Source organism: Acinetobacter sp. YH12069 (assembly GCF_013419675.1).
GTDB classification, from domain to species: domain Bacteria; phylum Pseudomonadota; class Gammaproteobacteria; order Pseudomonadales; family Moraxellaceae; genus Acinetobacter; species Acinetobacter amyesii.
The window spans coordinates 32,775-50,392 of sequence record NZ_VOZS01000008.1 but is presented as its reverse complement, the minus strand read 5'-3'; the positions used below and the strand labels follow the sequence as shown (position 1 = coordinate 50,392).

The 17,618-nt window shown below is 39.0% G+C and carries 14 protein-coding genes; 5 read left to right on the top strand and 9 right to left on the bottom strand.

Features of this window, described 5'->3' with window-relative positions; translation table 11 throughout:
• Positions 1-177: 177 nt before the first annotated feature.
• From FTU16_RS07365 to FTU16_RS07335, 7 genes are all read right to left on the bottom strand, one after another.
• The gene (locus FTU16_RS07365; RefSeq protein WP_180007353.1) at positions 178-1,164 is read right to left on the bottom strand and encodes an ion transporter; all 987 of its coding nucleotides are present in this window, start codon (positions 1,162-1,164) and stop codon (positions 178-180) included.
• Between the two features lie 148 nt (positions 1,165-1,312).
• Entirely contained in the window at positions 1,313-3,028 is a 1,716-nt protein-coding gene (locus FTU16_RS07360) for an AAA family ATPase (RefSeq protein WP_180163005.1), read from the bottom strand.
• A gap of 96 nt (positions 3,029-3,124) precedes the next feature.
• On the bottom strand, positions 3,125-5,140 hold the full coding sequence (locus FTU16_RS07355) for a hypothetical protein (RefSeq protein WP_180163004.1): 2,016 nt from the start codon (positions 5,138-5,140) through the stop codon (positions 3,125-3,127).
• A gap of 211 nt (positions 5,141-5,351) precedes the next feature.
• Positions 5,352-6,119 carry a 1-acyl-sn-glycerol-3-phosphate acyltransferase gene (locus tag FTU16_RS07350; protein ID WP_180163003.1) on the bottom strand — a complete coding sequence of 256 codons (768 nt, stop codon included), beginning with the start codon at positions 6,117-6,119 and terminating at the stop codon, positions 5,352-5,354.
• 11 nt (positions 6,120-6,130) lie between these two features.
• Positions 6,131-7,246 carry a beta-ketoacyl-ACP synthase III gene (locus tag FTU16_RS07345; RefSeq protein ID WP_078189024.1) on the bottom strand — a complete coding sequence of 372 codons (1,116 nt, stop codon included), beginning with the start codon at positions 7,244-7,246 and terminating at the stop codon, positions 6,131-6,133.
• A gap of 30 nt (positions 7,247-7,276) precedes the next feature.
• Positions 7,277-11,164 (bottom strand): ATP-dependent RNA helicase HrpA, encoded by a 3,888-nt coding sequence (hrpA, locus tag FTU16_RS07340; protein ID WP_218955630.1) that lies wholly within the window; start codon positions 11,162-11,164, stop codon positions 7,277-7,279.
• 535 nt (positions 11,165-11,699) lie between these two features.
• Positions 11,700-12,143 carry a hypothetical protein gene (locus tag FTU16_RS07335; RefSeq protein ID WP_180163001.1) on the bottom strand — a complete coding sequence of 148 codons (444 nt, stop codon included), beginning with the start codon at positions 12,141-12,143 and terminating at the stop codon, positions 11,700-11,702.
• A 356-nt stretch (positions 12,144-12,499) separates the two neighbouring features.
• Here FTU16_RS07335 and ahpC point away from each other — a divergent pair, with 356 nt between their 5' ends.
• From ahpC to FTU16_RS07320, 3 genes are all read left to right on the top strand, one after another.
• The gene (gene ahpC, locus FTU16_RS07330; protein WP_078193727.1) at positions 12,500-13,063 is read left to right on the top strand and encodes an alkyl hydroperoxide reductase subunit C; all 564 of its coding nucleotides are present in this window, start codon (positions 12,500-12,502) and stop codon (positions 13,061-13,063) included.
• 291 nt (positions 13,064-13,354) lie between these two features.
• Positions 13,355-13,831 carry a hypothetical protein gene (locus tag FTU16_RS07325; protein ID WP_180163000.1) on the top strand — a complete coding sequence of 159 codons (477 nt, stop codon included), beginning with the start codon at positions 13,355-13,357 and terminating at the stop codon, positions 13,829-13,831.
• A 217-nt stretch (positions 13,832-14,048) separates the two neighbouring features.
• The gene (locus tag FTU16_RS07320; protein WP_078189026.1) at positions 14,049-14,255 is read left to right on the top strand and encodes a KTSC domain-containing protein; all 207 of its coding nucleotides are present in this window, start codon (positions 14,049-14,051) and stop codon (positions 14,253-14,255) included.
• An 86-nt stretch (positions 14,256-14,341) separates the two neighbouring features.
• On the opposite strand, the gene FTU16_RS07315 is transcribed toward FTU16_RS07320, so the two are convergent.
• Together FTU16_RS07315 and FTU16_RS07310 are read right to left on the bottom strand one after the other, a co-directional pair.
• A complete protein-coding gene (locus tag FTU16_RS07315; RefSeq protein ID WP_180162999.1) occupies positions 14,342-14,935 on the bottom strand; it encodes an O-methyltransferase in 594 nt (197 codons plus the stop codon).
• Positions 14,936-14,992: 57 nt separating this feature from the next.
• Positions 14,993-15,211: a DUF1653 domain-containing protein gene (locus FTU16_RS07310; RefSeq protein WP_180155291.1), complete on the bottom strand. Its 219-nt coding sequence runs from the start codon at positions 15,209-15,211 to the stop codon at positions 14,993-14,995.
• 283 nt (positions 15,212-15,494) lie between these two features.
• On the opposite strand from FTU16_RS07310, the gene ahpF reads away from it, so the two are divergent.
• Positions 15,495-17,060: an alkyl hydroperoxide reductase subunit F gene (ahpF, locus tag FTU16_RS07305; RefSeq protein WP_180162998.1), complete on the top strand. Its 1,566-nt coding sequence runs from the start codon at positions 15,495-15,497 to the stop codon at positions 17,058-17,060.
• A 266-nt stretch (positions 17,061-17,326) separates the two neighbouring features.
• On the top strand, positions 17,327-17,569 hold the full coding sequence (locus FTU16_RS07300) for a hypothetical protein (protein WP_078192893.1): 243 nt from the start codon (positions 17,327-17,329) through the stop codon (positions 17,567-17,569).
• The last annotated feature ends 49 nt before the right edge of the window (positions 17,570-17,618 follow it).

The window sequence follows — 17,618 nt, the reverse complement described above, 5'->3', positions numbered from 1 at the left end:
AGTTCCACAAACGACATACTGAATGAGCTGAAAATCAGTATTTTTAAATTATATTTATCATATCATGATATTTATGAATCATATTCATCATAAATTTTATTTAACTATTTTTTATTCACATGAATATACTTCATCAAGTTTTACTGAATCATCTTTAGCTAATGTGTTTTTTTCACATTACAAATCAGGTAATTTTTTTCCACAATGCGGGCAATATGCATACTGCTCACGCTCCTGCTTTAATGATTCCTCTTTTTGCTCACGTAACAATTGCCAAATAATATCCTGTGTTTGCTCACGGGTTAAACCCACTGTTTTTCGGATTTCTTCGATTTTTTCAGGCTCAAGTACAAAATCAATTTCACGATTTTGAATCAACTCACGAAAACTGAGTTCTAATTGTTGTTTGCGTTGCTCCAATTCATGTGCCAAACCATTGGCTAAAATACCTGCTGGCAATGCTGCCAAGCCAACCCCTAATATCGTAATCATTGCACCTAATATCCGCCCAACAGGGGTTATCGGTGTTACATCGCCATAACCGACCGTCGTTAAAGTAACAACAGCCCACCACATGGACGCAGGAATAGAACTAAAGACCTCTGGCTGTGCTTTACTCTCAACTAAATACACCCCAGCTGCGGCCATAATAATCATAATAAATAAAATAAAAACAACAGCTTGAAATGAACCTTTTTCACGTTCAATGACACGTAACAAAATTTGCAACGACACAAAATATCGAGTTAATTTTAATAAACGCAGTAATCGTAAAATACGTAAAAAACGCAAATCAAAATGGACAAAGAAATTTAGATATGCAGGTAAAATTGCCAATAAATCAATAATTGCGCCACCACTTTTTACCCAATTCAAACGATTACGCCAAGCGGAGTAAAATGGGTCTTTATCTGCAATCGACCAAAGCCTCAATACGTATTCAACACTAAATACAATGATTGAAAAATTTTCAAAAAAATCAAAGTAAACTTGATAAGACAAATAAATATCATTGACCGATTCGAGTAAAACCGCAGCAGCATTACCTAAAATCAGCAATATCAAAGCATAGTTGAGAAAATGACTAAATTTAGTTTCATAATCATCATTATGTAAATTGTTATAGACAAATTTACGCAGTGAATACCATGCACTAAAAGTCATAATTCAAATCGTTAGCAAATTAACTTGCTACAGTGTAAACCATCGCTTAGGAAAAATACGAATCCTTTAGACAGTCTACTGTTAAATCTATTGAACGATATTAACCACACTTTATTCATCAGTATTTTTCGTATGCACCATATATCCATTATTCCACAAATAATAAAGCCAAACGAACTTGGTCATATCCCATGCGTGGACTGGTTAACTCCACAATTGGACGCAACTTAACCGTGCCATCATCATTATAATGTGCTGGGTCTTGTCGTTTCGCCAAACGTTTATAGATTTTACGCACCTGCTCAACCACATCTTCTCCCGGATGTGCCACCGAGATATCCAAACCTTGCTCTTTTTGCAGACGAGCCAAATGATTAATAATCGTAGCTGGTGTTAAACCACGCTCCACAGCAATATCTTGAATTTCATAACCTTCCTCAAACAACTCACGAGTTTGATCTAAAGTCGCTGTGGCAAAGCTTTGTTTCACACCAGTTTTGGCAATTTTCTTTTCATTGCGCTCGATTTCCACTTCATTCAGCGTTCCGCCACAGTGACGAATAAAGGCTTTATGTTGTACGGTTAAATCGGCCTCTGCAAAATTGGTTTCCGCTTCGTCAGAGAGCTCCTGAAAACGTCGATCGGCTTTAATCGCCAAACTGTCGAGTTCTAAGGCTTGTTCATTAAAACCAAGTAAACGCAAACCATCTAATGTTTTTAAACGCGACAATGCCACATAACCCTGACCTTTCTCAAAAGTATGCGTCAAGTTAATTTCAGCCGCTGCAAGGGTCATCCCTTGAGATTTGTGAATGGTGATCGCCCAGGCCAAACGCAGTGGAATTTGTTGGAAACTGGCAATGGTTTTACCATCATCATTATCGACAGACCATGTTTCAGGTTCTACCACCAAGGTCGTGCCGTCCGTAAGTTTTACTTTAGGCAAGATGCCATATTCATCATCTTCTTCAAAACCTATCACTTCACCGAGGCTGCCATTGATATAGCCCACGTCAAAGTTGTTTTTTACAAACATCACTTTGGCATTTTTCTTTAAGGTCAAAGTTTCCGGCGCACGCACTGAAGATTTTAAGGTTTCGATCAGTTTATCATTACCATCACATTGGGCTTCAAACTGGCGAGATTCTTGCTCAATTTCATTTAGATGTTTATAGTTAATACTATCTACATCCATATTATGGGTATACAAGCGCGTAAAGGTTTCACCTATATTTTGTGAACTTGTCTGCCTTAAAGCATGCAAATGATCGCCAGTAATTTGCTGAGCACGAATCGCATTTAGAATATCATTGAGATAGTCATTACCCTGACGATGTTGTTCGGTCAAATAACACACGCGAAACTTCGCTTCTACCCATGCCTCAGACATAAAGCAAAACTTATCACGGTTTAATTCACCTTTGCGTCCCACAGGGGGTAACTGGAAGAAGTCACCTGCAACAATGACTTGAATCCCCCCAAAAGCATCTTCACTGTCTTTAAAAAATTTTAAAACTTTATTCACCAAGTTTAATTGCTTGGCATGCAACATCGAAATTTCATCGATAATTAAAACTTGGGCATTTTCCAAATGCTCTTTTAAATATTTACGTTCTTTTAAGCGCTTTAACTCATCTTCGGAAATCGCATCTTTAATCCCAATCCCTGCCCATGTATGAATTGTCATGCCATTCATATGGGTTGCAGCAATCCCTGTAGAAGCCGTAATTGCCACCGGCACTTTGCGCGCTTTCAGATAATTAATGTATTGATTTAAAGTATAAGTTTTACCTGCACCAGCCGAACCTGTTAAAAACACATTTTCGCCTGCTTTGAGCAGCTTGAGTGCAGTTTCTTGTTTCATAAGACCTATACCGTAAAAGAACGGCTATAGCCTAACGATTTTTGACTCAAAAGTTAAGCGCACAACACAGTTTACTAAATCCGTATTTCGTCAATCTTACTTTAAGCTATTGAAGCCATTTAAAAATTCTTTGGCGATATTTACTTTTTCTATTTCTGCTTGGGTATTATTTGAATACTCGAGTTGATCAAAAACCAAAATCTGGTTTTGCACATGACAACCCAAAGTCATCGATATATGCAAAATAGGATGGTACATATGAAAAGCCACATACGCCCCTGCCATGATGCTGGCACTATAACTTGATGCCAAACAATGTTTAAAGTGAATAGATTCATCAATAATTCGATCGATGGTTTTTAATTCCTCAAAGACCCAATCTTGAAAATAGATTTTGTCTTCAGTTGTAACCGACTGCCAAACCGTTGTCGCAAATTGACGCTTTAATTGAGTTAACACTTCCTGCTTTTGTTGCTTGGCATGCCAATGCACTGCCTGATGAAAGACCCCATTCCACGTAATATTTTTAGGCACTGCATAACCTGTAGAATAATTCGCACTGACATAGTCACGCACATAGGCATCAAATACAGATACTCTTAAATTGGCATGCTTTAAATAAAATAAATTGCGAAAATCCTGCAATTGAATTTTATGCTGTCGTAAAACATTTAAAAATTGGCGATTTTCTTGGGTTTCCGGACGAATATAATCCATCAAAACCTGTGGTAAATGCTGCGTGCAACGCATTAAATGCTGCAGATAGGCCTGCATAATACGACTCAAGGGCAGATAGACTTTTTTTATGGCCTGATCCTCCGCGCCTAACACCTGTCGCATTAAAATCAACCACTCATCTAAATACAAAATCGATGGGCTGATCACAACGCGGTGATCATCATGCTGCTGATATTTTCGCTGCAAAACAAATTGCAGATTTTTTTCATGATTAAACCAGTCATGTTCATGCGCAATCGCATGGCAATTTTGAATAAATAAACGCGCTGCAATAAATTGAAAATGTTGTAAGGTCGCAAGAATCAATGCGGGATGAATATGCTGCGTATCGACAAAACTTAATGCCGTCACAGCCACTCGTACATTACTGTGTTGAAAATTACGACTCAGCCAATCCAACACTTCGGCTGACTGCTTGAACATCCATCGCACTGCACGGTTGTTGTCGAGTAAAGGGAGTTTTCCACATTTTTTTTGCCAAATTGCTGTAGCTTGCACAAAATTACTGTGGCTTAATATGTCCTGCTCTGCCCAAACATCCCGATGCATCAAACGAATAAAACCCAACAAATTGGGACGCTCATATGCATGGTCGAGCAACAAAATAATATCTTCTATATGTTCATTTAATTCTTGTAAATTGAACCGATCTTCATAACTCAAACTCATGATCCGGTAAATCGTTGGATCTAAAAATTGTGCTGTAGCAAAACAAATCTCGTCCAAACTATCCATCAAGAGCTGTATCGGCAATATTTCAGCTTCTGTAAGTGAATGAAGCGCAAACATCTGCTCAATCTTTTGCATCAACCAATGTGGTAGACAGATTTGGCATTCGATATACGTTTGTAATAGCGGTGTCTGATAAATCTGCTGCTCTTGCATCAGCTGATCAAAAATTTGCGCTTCAACTGCTGTCATCTGTGCTAAAAACTGTTGAACACGCGCTGGCCCATTTAGATGTTGAAAAACCGACTGTAAGATCAATTGTCTAAATTGCTGTGCTTTTTCTCTGAGCAAGAGTGAATGTTGCGGCTTTAAGTCCCCAGTAAAAAAATATAATTCATGAAATAAGAAATCTTCTATTGCCTCAATACAAGGCGCTGTCGAATGCAATTCAGCAATTTTGATGGGTCTAAACGGACTTCTAGGAAACTGATAGCCAATTGATTCACGACTTTGTAGCTGTAAGGTCCATAGTCCATTACACAGTTGAATGCGGTGCTGCTCTTGCTCAATTTTAAAGATATTTTGTGAATTGAGTGCTGTAGCAAGATCCATTTGCTCTTGATACAACTGCTTTAAACTTGGAGATATTCGAATAAGTTGCCGAGCAATATGCTCAAGCTGCGGGGGCAAGCTTTTCTTTTCCATCTTCCGCCCTAACGATCGTTGATTATTTTTCAACCTTCACTATAGTCAAAGTTTAATGCTCCGACTACTGCCATTAATCAGCCAAATAGCTGTACAAAAGGTCAATACAAAGGCGTTCAATAAAAAATCTAAAAGCTATTGTTGTGACAAAATTCACCATGATTTTGAGCTGTGACGAATAAAAATGGATGAAGTTGAAGAGTAGTCACTATTATTGATCTGTAGAATGTTGTTCTGAACGGATTTTCTTAAGCTGTTCTATTGCAGTGTAAATATCTTGTTGTAGTGCCTCTCGATAGAGCTTTAAATCCTCTACACTCTGAATATGACTCAAACTTTGACGGGGTAAGAATTGAAAATAGAATGGAATGCGCTTGGGGATAATACGTTTGGGTAAAGACGGAATCACATCACCATGACGTAATAATTTATCGAGTTTTTGTATTTTTAATAGTTGTTTAAACCAACGATGTTCAATAATCACACTGGCATCAAAACCCAGTTCAAAGACTTCATCTCCACCTAAAGCGGCAAAAGGCACGATATCATAATTAAATTCTTGCGCCAGTTTTAAAAAGCCATAACGTTGCTTCCAAATCAGTTGATAGGCTTCGCCTTTTCGCTTCAAAACCTCTCGACCGCCACCGGGAAAAACCAAAATGGAATAACCTTGTTGCATCACTGTTCTGACATAGTCCTGAATACCTTGGACTGCACCGAACTTTTTGACCATCCCACGCCAACCAGGCAAATAAAAATGGCTATGATCAGCAATACTGACTACAGCCACTTTATGTTCATTGTAGAGATAATCAATAATCACAGGTGAATCGAGTACACCGTAAATTGTGTGATTCCCTACATACATTGCAGGTTTAGATGCATCGATATATTCAGCGCCCAAAAACGTTGGCGTGAAATACATGCGGGATAAAGCGCTTAAACGCTTTATCCATTTTGCATCATGTTCAACCTGCAAATGAGCTGACCTTAGGCAGCATCATGTTTTTGAACAAGTACAGAACCTACTGAATAGCCTGCACCAAATGAGCAAAGTACACCGTACTCGCCATGGTTTACTTCATTCGCAGTCCGGTGCAATGCAATAATGACACCTGCTGATGAAGTATTGGCAAATTCATCAAGAATAATTGGCACAAGGTCTGGCTGAGCATGTTCTTTGCCCACAACCAGTTTCAGAATCAATTCATTCATGCTGGCATTTGCTTGGTGTAACCAGAAGCGTTTTACATCTGTTGCCGCAATTTTGTTGTCATCCAATTGCTTAGTGATCATTTTCGCCACTAATGGACACACTTCTTTAAATACTTTACGACCGTCTTGACGGAAACGGTTGTTGTCGATGTCAGCATCGACTTCACTCATATTCAAGTAACCGAAGTTGTTACGAATGTTGTTTGAGAACTGTGTAAACAGGTCAATATCCAACACTTCAAAACCAGCTTTGGTTTCAGTTTCTTCAATGATCGAAGCCGTTGCAACGTCACCAAAGATGAAGTGGCAGTCACGCATACGGAAATCTGTATGACCAGACGTGATCTCAACGTTCACCAATAACACGCGACGAGCACCTGATTTGATCGCGTCATAGGCTTGCTTAATACCAAAAGTTGCAGCTGAACATGCAACGTTCATGTCATATGCATAGCCCTGAATACCCAATGCAGTTTGGATTTCAATCGCTACAGCAGGATAAGCACGTTGAATATTTGAACAAGACAAAATCACTACATCGATGTCTTCTGCAGTCACGCCTGCATTTTCCATCGCTTGTTTAGCCGCAGCAACACCCCATTCCGCTTGTAGCGAAATTTCATCATTTGGACGTTCATGTAGCACTGGGCGTAAACGTTTTGGATCTAAAATACCGCTTTTTTCAGCAACATAACGTGCTTTCACGCCAGACGCTTTTTCGATAAATTCTGCACTTGAACCACGGCGCGCTTCTAGCTCACCGGCTTCAATTTTTTCAGCATTGTCGCTGTTGTACTGTTCCACATAAGCATTTAAAGCTTCAACTAACTCTTCGTTAGTAATTACGTCTTCTGGATGATAAAGACCTGTACCCGTAATGCGGATGCCCATGTAAAACTCCTTTTAGAAATTACCTATATCTTAACTGATTCCGAGCTTATCCCATACTTTTTGCAAGCGGGATGGAGAAATTGGCATCTTGGTCTTCATTGGTTGAGAGAAAATAGAGATGCGTAACTCCTCAACCATGAAATACAATTCTTTAAGGCGAGTGTCATTTTTAAACTTAAATAATTTTTCCATCCATGGGTCAACTTGATCAATGGCAGAATTGTCCCTTTGTAGGTTATTTGGCAAGCGGTCTAAACGCAAGACTAATGCCTTCAAATATCTTGGAAATTCGAGCCACACATCGGAAGTTTTGCCATAAACAAAATCTGAAAGTTGCATCAAATCGAGCTGATCTTCAATGTCATCAATATTCTTTCCAAACACAGAATCATCTAAAACCAATAATTTCCGACGTATATCCTGCCATTGAATATAGGTTTCAGTTAAAACGGCTAATGCTTGTTGCCCATGGGTTAAGAAAGATTTCTTTACATTTAAAATCAGGTTTTGGTACTCCTGCACATTGACAGGTAGCTCATTTATTGCAAGCTGAAGTGTGGCATAAACTAACATTTGCTCTAGTTTGGCTTTGTCACCTAGCGGTGAATAAGCCAATGCCAAGGGTTTAGATATCTGTTTTTTCAACTGACGAACTAAGTCACCCAACTGCATATGAACCAAACGAATGATCCCTTCGCGGTGTTGTTTGACTGCTTCAAATTGGTCATTGAAAGTCTGAATCACCACACCCGATTCATCTTTGGCATCCAACTCTGCAAAGCCTTTGACTGGAACAAGCGCTTGGTATTGTTTCACCACCACACCCGTGACTTTTTGTGATGCTTCGAACACAAAATTATCAGGGAAGGTTTTAAACTCACCTTTTAACTGTTTGACTGGGCTATGAGTTTCCGTACGACAGCGTGCTTTGAGTTCATCTAGATCACGACCTTGCTCAATCACACGGCCTTTTTCATCAATGACTTTGATTAAAGGCAGCAGATATTGCTCAACGCGCTCCCAAGAAAAGTCCTTATCTGTGATTTGCTCACCACGTAGTTGGAACGCCAAGAAACTAAAAATATGCTCGCGCAAATGCACGGCATCGACACGATCCATTAATTTACGCGCTGTATCTGGTATTGGCACCAAGTGACGGCGTTTATCCTTAGGCAATGCTTTAAGCAAGGCTTCAATCAGGTCTTGTCGCCAACCAGGTATACCCCATGACCAAATATTTTCATCCACTTGCGGCAAAGCTTGAACTGGAATTTTGACCGTTGCACCATCTTCATCATGACTTGGGTCAAAACGATAACTTGCAGCCAAATGCAGTTCACCATTTCGTAGGTAGTCTGGAAATTGCTGGGTCGTTGGACGGTCATTCATCCAAAGCGCATCATCATCGATAAATAAATGCCGTGGATTTTTCGGTTCTACAGTTGCACGCCAGTCTTCAAAACTACGACGACTTGCCACCTCTTCAGGCACTTTTGCAGCATAAAATTGGTAGATGGTTTCTTCATCCACCACCAAATCACGACGACGCAGTTTATCTTCAACACGCTCAACTTCTTCGAGTTTTAATAAATTGTGTTTTAAGAACGGCGGCGTAATACCCAAATGTCCCGTCGTCAACGCATCGCGTAGGAAAATTTCATGCGCCGCCGGATGATCCACTTTTTCATAATTAATCTGACGACGTGGCTCAATAATCAAACCAAATAAAGAAATTTGATCATAAGCATTCACCACACCAGCTTTTTTCGACCAATGCGGCTCAAAATAATAATGCTTCAATAAATCGCCTGCAGCCAATAAAATCCATTCAGGTTCAATTTTCGCCAATGTACGAAGATATACCTGAGAGGTCTCAACCATCTCAAAAGCCATGACCCAAGGTGTATTGGTTTTATGCAAAGTTGATGCAGGGAAAATGCGTGCCTTTTGCTGACGCACTGCCATGAACACATTACGTTCATCGGTTTTGTTGGCAATAAATGAAAGTAAACCCGTTAATAACGCACGGTGCAGATTTTCATAATTGGCCTTCTTTTCATTAAAGGACAGTTTTAAGCCCTGAGCCAAATCCACCAATTGCTCATGGGTTTTTTTCCACTCACGGAGGCGTAACCAACTAAGGAAATGGTTGCGTGCAAAGGTTCGACGCTTATTCTCACTCATGTCACGGTTAGCAACCAAAGCTTCCCATAATTTGATATAGAACAAGAAATCCGAGTCAGCTTCACGGAACAAAGCATGTTTCTGATCGGCCTGCATTTGTTTATCCGCAGGACGTTCACGTGGGTCTTGTACCGCTAAAGCAGCGACAATAATCAAGACTTCATTTAATACGCCAAAATGCGCTCCACCCAAAATCATCCGCGCAAGACGCGGGTCGATTGGCATTTTCGCCATTTGCTGACCAATTTTGGTTAAAGCACCATTTTTATTATTCGCATGTTTTGTGCCTTGTTTTGCTTGGCTATCCGAAGCAACTGGCGATGCATACGCCGATTTTTCTTTTAAAGCACCTAATTCAATTAACAGCTTACGACCATCATTCACCAAACGATGATCTGGCGGCTCAATAAAATCAAAGTCTTCTAATTCACCAAAGCCCAAACTTTGCATTTGCAAAATAACCGAGGCCAAGTTGGTTCGTTTAATCTCAGGCTCAGTAAATTCAGGACGACTCATAAAGTCTTCTTCTGAATATAGTCGAATACAGACACCCGGTGCGATACGACCACAACGACCTTTACGCTGATTTGCTGCCGCCTGCGATACAGCCTCAATCGGTAGACGCTGTACACGTGAGCGATAGTTATAACGGGATATCCGAGCAAAGCCACTATCAATTACGTAGCGAATATTCGGTACGGTTAAAGCCGTTTCTGCCACGTTGGTGGCAATAATAATACGTCGCCCACCACCCGATGGATTAAAGATCTTTTGCTGTTCTGCCAAAGCCAATCGAGCATATAAAGGTAAAACTTCGGTATGACGTGGCCCAAACTTTTGCAGTGTTTCCTGTAACTCACGAATTTCTTGTTCAGTGCTGGCAAAAATCAAAATGTCGGCATGTTCAGGATGACCTTTTTCCTGCGCATCTTGAAAACATTCTTCTACTGCCGAAACCACGGCACGGGGTAAATTTTCTTCAAAATCGTCAAATTCATCATCATCACTGCCGACAATGCTCAGCTCTGAAATCGGACGATAACGCAACTCTACAGGGAAGCTTCGACCTTCCACCTCAAAAATAGGTGCCCCATTGAAGTAATTAGAGAAGCGGTTTACGTCTAATGTCGCGGAAGTAATAATGACTTTGAGATCTTTACGACGTGGCAAGAGCTGTTTGAGATAGCCCATGATGAAGTCGATATTTAGCGAACGTTCATGCGCTTCATCGATAATAATCGTGTCGTATTTATTTAAGAATCGGTCATTGGCCAGTTCAGCCAATAAAATACCGTCAGTCATCAAACGCACGATGGAATCTTGTGAACCTTGTTCATTGAAACGAACTTTAAAGGAGATCGACTCCCCTAGCTTTTCGCCCACTTCTTCGGCAATACGTTGCGAAACGCTACGCGCTGCTAGTCGACGGGGTTGAGTATGGCCAATCAAACCTGTTAAACCACGACCTGCAAGCATGGCAATTTGAGGCAACTGTGTGGTTTTACCCGAACCCGTTTCACCTGCCACAATAATCACTTGATGCTTTTGAATCGCTTCAATTAGTTTGTCCGCATACTGCGTAACAGGTAAGTCTTGATTTAATTTAATATTGGGAATGCGGGCAATCCGTTCGCGCACTTTCGCATTCGACTTTTCAAACAAATCTTGAAATTTTTCAGGATTGGCCTCTTTGCCTTTTTTCAGCCGACTTAAGCGATGGCGATCACGAACCATGACCAATTGATCGACATTTAACTGACTTGGCACAGATGCATTATCCTAATAATTAAAATAGAACCGAATATTTTACGCTGTATGTAAAAATAGTGAAAGATGAATCTATTTTTTGCGTGCCTGAAACCAATAGGTAAAGCCGAACAGAATAAAATGATAAAAAACTAAAATTGCGGCCAATAACCAATAATTGCCACATGCTTCAATACTGCCATGTAATGGCTGATAAAATGACACTGTATAGAATATACTCAATGGCACAATTAAAAACATCAATAAAGTGAAAGTGATGATCAAGAAATGATGAACAGATTTTGCTAAGCACAAAAAAAAATTGAAAATAAAATGCAAATCAACGCAATAAAAATAAATAAAAGAGGTTCATCCGATGAAGAACCATTCATTTCAGCCTAATAATTAATTTGATTCGGGCTAGCACCTTGAAATGAAAGCACATTCTTGATTCATCCAGTACAGAATAATAAAGCCACATGCTGACTAGAATAGGCAACTCAAGCCAATCCATTTGAAAGCTTTATACATTAGTTTCAGTGCCATAGAAAATGTAAACGAAACTAAAAATAATAAATATGCTCTGCCCGATCACCCATGCGAACAACCAACCATTATGACAATAAACAATACTGTCATAGATAATTTTTGAAATTGAAGCAGTTTCTATCATTAAAATGATGATGAATTGAAAAATCGCATATAGCCATAATATAACCACATACCAAGCACGTCTAAATGATAGCAACAGTGGGAAAAAAAAGAAGATTCCAACGATTCCCATGGTACTCAATAGCGTAGGATCATCTGATGAAGTTCCTAATAGTTCATTAAAATAGGTCGCTTTTTGAGGTTGTAAGTATTCATAGATACATAAATTTGTACCTATATCTTCAACTTTAAGAATACATAGTGATGCAAGTGCAAGACTGAGAATGGCAATGATACGAAAAAATTGACTAAGCACTTGATCAAATCTGGAATCATTTTATGTTCATGCCATCTTATATGAACAAATTCTATAATTTGAAATATTTTTTATAACTTTTTTAGAGATCACCCTTGAAATCTTATGCCACAAGCATCATGTTGGTTACAGACTTTGAAAAGATGATTTTGTCATTTTACTTTCAACTTTATATGGCATTGATATGGCTTATATCGAATGAAATAATGATAAATAATCGTTATTGCTGAAATAGTTCTGGAGTGTACTAATTCGGATTTTCCGATATTAGTTATGTAAAAATACTATTTCAGCAATAAGAAAAATTTCTGTACCCTATTGGAAATCAAAAACAAACCTCAATCATGGAGACAATGATGAGCTTAATTAATACTGAAGTTAAACCGTTTAAAGCACAAGCATTCCAAAATGGTCAATTCATCGAAGTAACTGAAGCTGATCTTAAAGGTAAATGGTCTGTTGTATTCTTCTACCCAGCTGACTTCACTTTCGTTTGCCCAACTGAACTTGGTGACCTTGCTGACAACTATGCAGAATTCCAAAAACTAGGTGTTGAAATCTACTCAGTTTCTACTGACACTCATTTCACTCACAAAGCTTGGCACGATTCTTCAGAAGAAATCAAAAAAATCCAATACGTAATGGTTGGTGATGCGAACTGGACTCTTGCTAAAAACTTTGACGTATTAATCGAAGCTGACGGTCTTGCTGATCGTGGTACTTTCGTTATCGATCCAGAAGGTAAAATCCAAATCGTTGAAATCAACGCTGGTGGTATCGGTCGTGATGCTCAAGAACTTCTTCGTAAAGTTAAAGCAGCTCAATACGTACACGCTCACCCAGGCGAAGTTTGCCCAGCTAAATGGAAAGAAGGCGACGCAACTCTTGCTCCTTCAATCGACCTAGTTGGTAAAATCTAATCTGTATTAGATTGAACTGATTTAAAAACCACGCTTTTAGCGTGGTTTTTTTATGCCTATTATCTGCGAGTATATACCTCTATACACCCTACGCAGTTCACACTTTATTCATACAACTTTAACGTACTAGCACTATCCACATATCTGTAGATATTCATCAAGTTAGAACTTACACAAATATAATAAAAATGCGCCGCAAACTTGATTGTCTAGGCTTACATCTTTGCCAGTATTTCAGTATTTTTAACATGAATTTTAGGTCAATTGCTTATTTCAGGAAGATGTAAGCCCATGAAAAAATATTTCGTCTCGATCAGTTTAATTTTATGTTCGTTTACAACTTTTGCTGCCATGAACTGCGAAGGTGAAATTAAAAACCAAAGTATTCGTGAAGATATTAAAGTCAAAAAAAATTGTCAGCTTGAGGGTTTAATTGTTCATGGCAATGTGATTTTAGAAAATGGCGCCAGTGTTGAACTACATGACAACCACATCAAAGGCAATATTGAATCGAATAAAAATTTTACCAAGATCATTGCCAATCATAACAATATCAATGGCAATGTCGATTTTACGACAGGGAAAAACATCCAACTCCTCAATAACCAAATTTCAGGCGACCTGAAATTAAAGAAAAATAACGGCAATATTGTGCTAAATAATAACGAAATCGCAGGTAATTTAATTTGTCTTGAAAATGCTTTTTCAATTAATGGCAGCAACAACCAAGTCAAAGGCAATAAATCAGAACAATGCCGTAGTTTTTAACTCTCTCGACACCAACAAGCGATAATGACGCTTATGGCATTTCTCTGAATTGGCATTATTTTTATCAAATTAGTTGATAAAGAAATGAAAAAAATGTGAGATAAAACATTATTTTTAACAATTCTGCAATACTCCACGCCCTAAATTTGTCTTAATTTCAAATGAGATAAACCTTTAACTGCAGTATGACTATAACAACGCAATAAGGGGGTGGCTTATGACAACAACTGTGGTAACTTCTTGGAAATACAGTTCTTCTTCACGTTACTTAAAAATATTTTATGCGAATGGTTCTGGGGATCTCTTTTATCCAGTTTCACCTTTTATTTATGATAATTTACTTCGATGTAGTGATAAAACGGCATTTGTCCACAAATATCTAGAATATGATCTACATTTTTCACGAGTAAGCTTACAGGGTTAAACCGCTACAAGTTTAGCGCTATAGCAACAGTATTTTTATTAATTAAAAAATATTTTCGATGAAATCAGGGCTGAATGCCCTGATTTTTAGTTACGCCAAGTCACCATAAAGAGCCCTGCGCCCACATTTAAGGTCGTACTGATAAAACGATCATCCGTTTCAACACGCTGGATAAATTCAGCGACCTCATCAGCATGTGACAGCACATTGTCCACGATTAACACGCCACTTTGAACTTGTATCAATTCAGCTAAATATGGCCAATACCCGATATACGCATCACGTTCTGCATCCAATAAAATGAAGTCATAATGCTGATTTGACTGCTGTAAAAAATGCAGTGCATCGCCATGATGGAACTGGATATATTCGGATAAAGCTAAATTTTCCGCATGTTGTTTAGCTTGCTCAATACGCGCTGCATCAATTTCAATGGTTTCGACCCGCCCTTGTGTAGACTGCGCAGCATCTGTTAACCACAGCGTGGAATAGCCTGTAGATGTTCCAATTTCCAATATCTGTTTGGCTTGTTTTAAGCGAATTTGCATAGCCAAAAACAGTGCAGACTCAGGCTCAATATTTCGGTAACGCGCAAGTCGGTGATTTTGCGCAGCATCGTGAGCACTAAAGTCTGCATAGAGTTGTTGCATATAGTTTTTAAAATTTGCATCCATGCTCATGATTCTGTCCTTTTTTTATTTCATTCATATTTAAAGATTAAAGTACTAAATATCTGCTCAGTGGGTTTCTTGGATCAGTTTAAAACGCGGAATTACTTCACCATCAATTTCAATGGTTTCCATAAACATCTCTAAGGGTCTAACCCACATGGAATAGTCATCATACAAGCACTGGTAGACCACAACTTTTTCACGCGTTTCACTATGTGTTGCAACATGAAAAACTTGATACAACTGACCTTTATAATGCTGATAAATCCCTTGCTTGACCTGCATGCCATTTCCCTAAAAAGTTCTCAATACAATAGGGTTGACTCTAGCATTGTCTTGCTTAAAGCGCGATGAATTCGTTTATTTTTCCACTATTTAACTTGCATTTCTCGATAATGGCCCAATATTGACTGCATTCACATCGGTATATTCTTATGATTTAGAAAGAAATTTAACTATTTGATTTGTAAAACCGATTAATTTTATAAAAACAAACTGTTTCATCTATTTAATGGTTTGTTCTATCATTCTCTCATCAAATAAATTTACTCCTCTGGAGACGTTAGCAATGTTAGATCAAAATACTTCTGCTCAATTAAAAACCTTACTTGAACGCCTTGAAGGCCCGATTGAAATCGTCGCGACTTTAAACGGCACGGACAAATCAGACAAAATTAAAGAATTGGTAACTGAAGTTGCTGCCTTATCTGATTTAGTGACTGCACGTTTTGACGGTAACAACAGCCGTGCGCCAAGTTTTGGTATTGCAAAAGCAGGTGAAACTCCACGCGTATTCTTCGCAGGTCTACCGATGGGCCACGAATTCACATCTTTGATTCTAGCTTTGCTACAAACTTCAGGTTATGCACCGAAAGTTTCTGACGAAGTACTGAACACTATCAAAGGTCTAGGTCTTAAAACTGACTTTGATGTGTTTGTATCTTTAAGCTGCCATAACTGTCCTGACGTGGTTCAAGCACTTAACTTGATCGCAATTTACAACCCAGGTACAACTGCAACCATGATTGATGGTGCATTCTTCCAAGACGAAGTGGAAGAACGCAAAATCATGGCTGTACCGATGGTATTCCAAGACGGCAATCACATCGGTCAAGGTCGTATGACCTTGGAAGAAATCATTGCCAAATTAGACACCAACTCTGCTGCAAAAGATGCTGAAAAGCTAAATGCCAAAGAAGCATTTGATGTCCTTGTGATTGGTGGTGGCCCTGCAGGTAATACTTCTGCAATCTATGCAGCACGTAAAGGTATTAAAACCGGTATCGTGGCTGAACGCATGGGCGGTCAGGTTATGGATACCATGGACATTGAGAACTTCACGTCGATTCAAAAGACCCAAGGTCCTAAGTTTGCTGCTGAAATGGAAGCACATGTACGTGAGTACGGTGTGGACATCATGAACTTGCAACGTGTATCTGACATCAAAGGTGCAGATGAAACAGCCAATGGCTTGGTTGAAGTGACTTTAGAGAATGGTGCAAAACTTGAATCTAAAACAGTGATTCTTTCAACAGGTGCACGCTGGAGAGAAATGAACGTTCCGGGTGAACAAGAATACCGTACTCGTGGTGTTGCATACTGCCCACACTGTGACGGTCCATTGTTTAAAGGTAAACGTGTTGCAGTCATCGGTGGTGGTAACTCAGGTGTCGAAGCGGCGATTGACCTTGCAGGTATTGTGGAACATGTAACGCTAGTTGAGTTTGATACTAAGCTTCGTGCTGACCAAGTCCTTCAAGACAAGTTAAACAGCTTACCGAATACGACTGTGATCATGAATGCATTATCTACAGAAGTGGTTGGTGATGGTTCACAAGTGACTGCATTGAACTACAAAGACCGTGCAACAGATGAAATCAAAACGATTGAATTGGCTGGTATCTTTGTACAAATCGGTTTGTTACCAAACACTGATTTCTTAAAAGAAACAGCTGTAGAACTTTCAAACCGTGGTGAGATCGTAATTAACGAGCGTAACGAAACCAATGTGAAAGGTATATTTGCTGCAGGTGACTGTACAACTGTACCGTACAAACAAATCATCATTGCGACAGGTGAAGGCGCGAAAGCATCATTGTCTGCTTTTGATTACATCATCCGTTCTGGTCAATAATTCAGTTTAAACAGAACAGCAAAAGCCAGTTTTCGAACTGGCTTTTTTTATGACTGAAAATTCATGTCTTGTTTCATTTATAAATTATTAATAAAACAAATATTTAACTCTCTGACGCTTTTCACTTACACAATAATGAGCAAAACAAACCGTTTAAAACTTGTACAGCAGCTTATTTGCACATTAAGATAAAACAATCATCACGGATTGATGGTTGACAATAACAACAAGAATGTTGGTCAAATTCGACTAAATGGAGAAACGCAATGCACTATCAATATCACTGTGCTTGTTGCAATAAAGTATTGGCTTCAAGCGATAAAGAATGTTCCGAATGTGGCTCGCATAATATCCGTAGCCCATATGGCTTTTGGATATTTTGCATACTCAGTTGTTTGGCTGTTGCCATTCTATTTAAGAGTGTTCAAGTGTATTTGCAACAGCATGATACTGAAGCGACAACCCAACTCAACATCTTTGAAGTACTCAAGCAGGATGGTAAAAATTAAGCTTTTTTTACAACAGCCAAATACAGCCGTATGAACAAGCTGGCAATGT

What these genes read in the sequence shown, in the direction of transcription:
- FTU16_RS07365 (WP_180007353.1), bottom strand. Translation starts at nt 1,164, where the DNA reads ATGACTTTTAGTGCATGGTATTCACTGCGTAAATTTGTCTATAACAAT.
- hrpA (WP_218955630.1), bottom strand. Translation starts at nt 11,164, where the DNA reads ATGGTTCGTGATCGCCATCGCTTAAGTCGGCTGAAAAAAGGCAAAGAG.
- FTU16_RS07300 (WP_078192893.1), top strand. Translation starts at nt 17,327, where the DNA reads ATGCACTATCAATATCACTGTGCTTGTTGCAATAAAGTATTGGCTTCA.
- FTU16_RS07310 (WP_180155291.1), bottom strand. Translation starts at nt 15,211, where the DNA reads ATGCAGGTCAAGCAAGGGATTTATCAGCATTATAAAGGTCAGTTGTAT.
- ahpC (WP_078193727.1), top strand. Translation starts at nt 12,500, where the DNA reads ATGAGCTTAATTAATACTGAAGTTAAACCGTTTAAAGCACAAGCATTC.
- FTU16_RS07315 (WP_180162999.1), bottom strand. Translation starts at nt 14,935, where the DNA reads ATGAGCATGGATGCAAATTTTAAAAACTATATGCAACAACTCTATGCA.
- FTU16_RS07345 (WP_078189024.1), bottom strand. Translation starts at nt 7,246, where the DNA reads ATGGGCATCCGCATTACGGGTACAGGTCTTTATCATCCAGAAGACGTA.
- FTU16_RS07360 (WP_180163005.1), bottom strand. Translation starts at nt 3,028, where the DNA reads ATGAAACAAGAAACTGCACTCAAGCTGCTCAAAGCAGGCGAAAATGTG.
- ahpF (WP_180162998.1), top strand. Translation starts at nt 15,495, where the DNA reads ATGTTAGATCAAAATACTTCTGCTCAATTAAAAACCTTACTTGAACGC.
- FTU16_RS07355 (WP_180163004.1), bottom strand. Translation starts at nt 5,140, where the DNA reads ATGGAAAAGAAAAGCTTGCCCCCGCAGCTTGAGCATATTGCTCGGCAA.
- FTU16_RS07320 (WP_078189026.1), top strand. Translation starts at nt 14,049, where the DNA reads ATGACAACAACTGTGGTAACTTCTTGGAAATACAGTTCTTCTTCACGT.
- FTU16_RS07325 (WP_180163000.1), top strand. Translation starts at nt 13,355, where the DNA reads ATGAAAAAATATTTCGTCTCGATCAGTTTAATTTTATGTTCGTTTACA.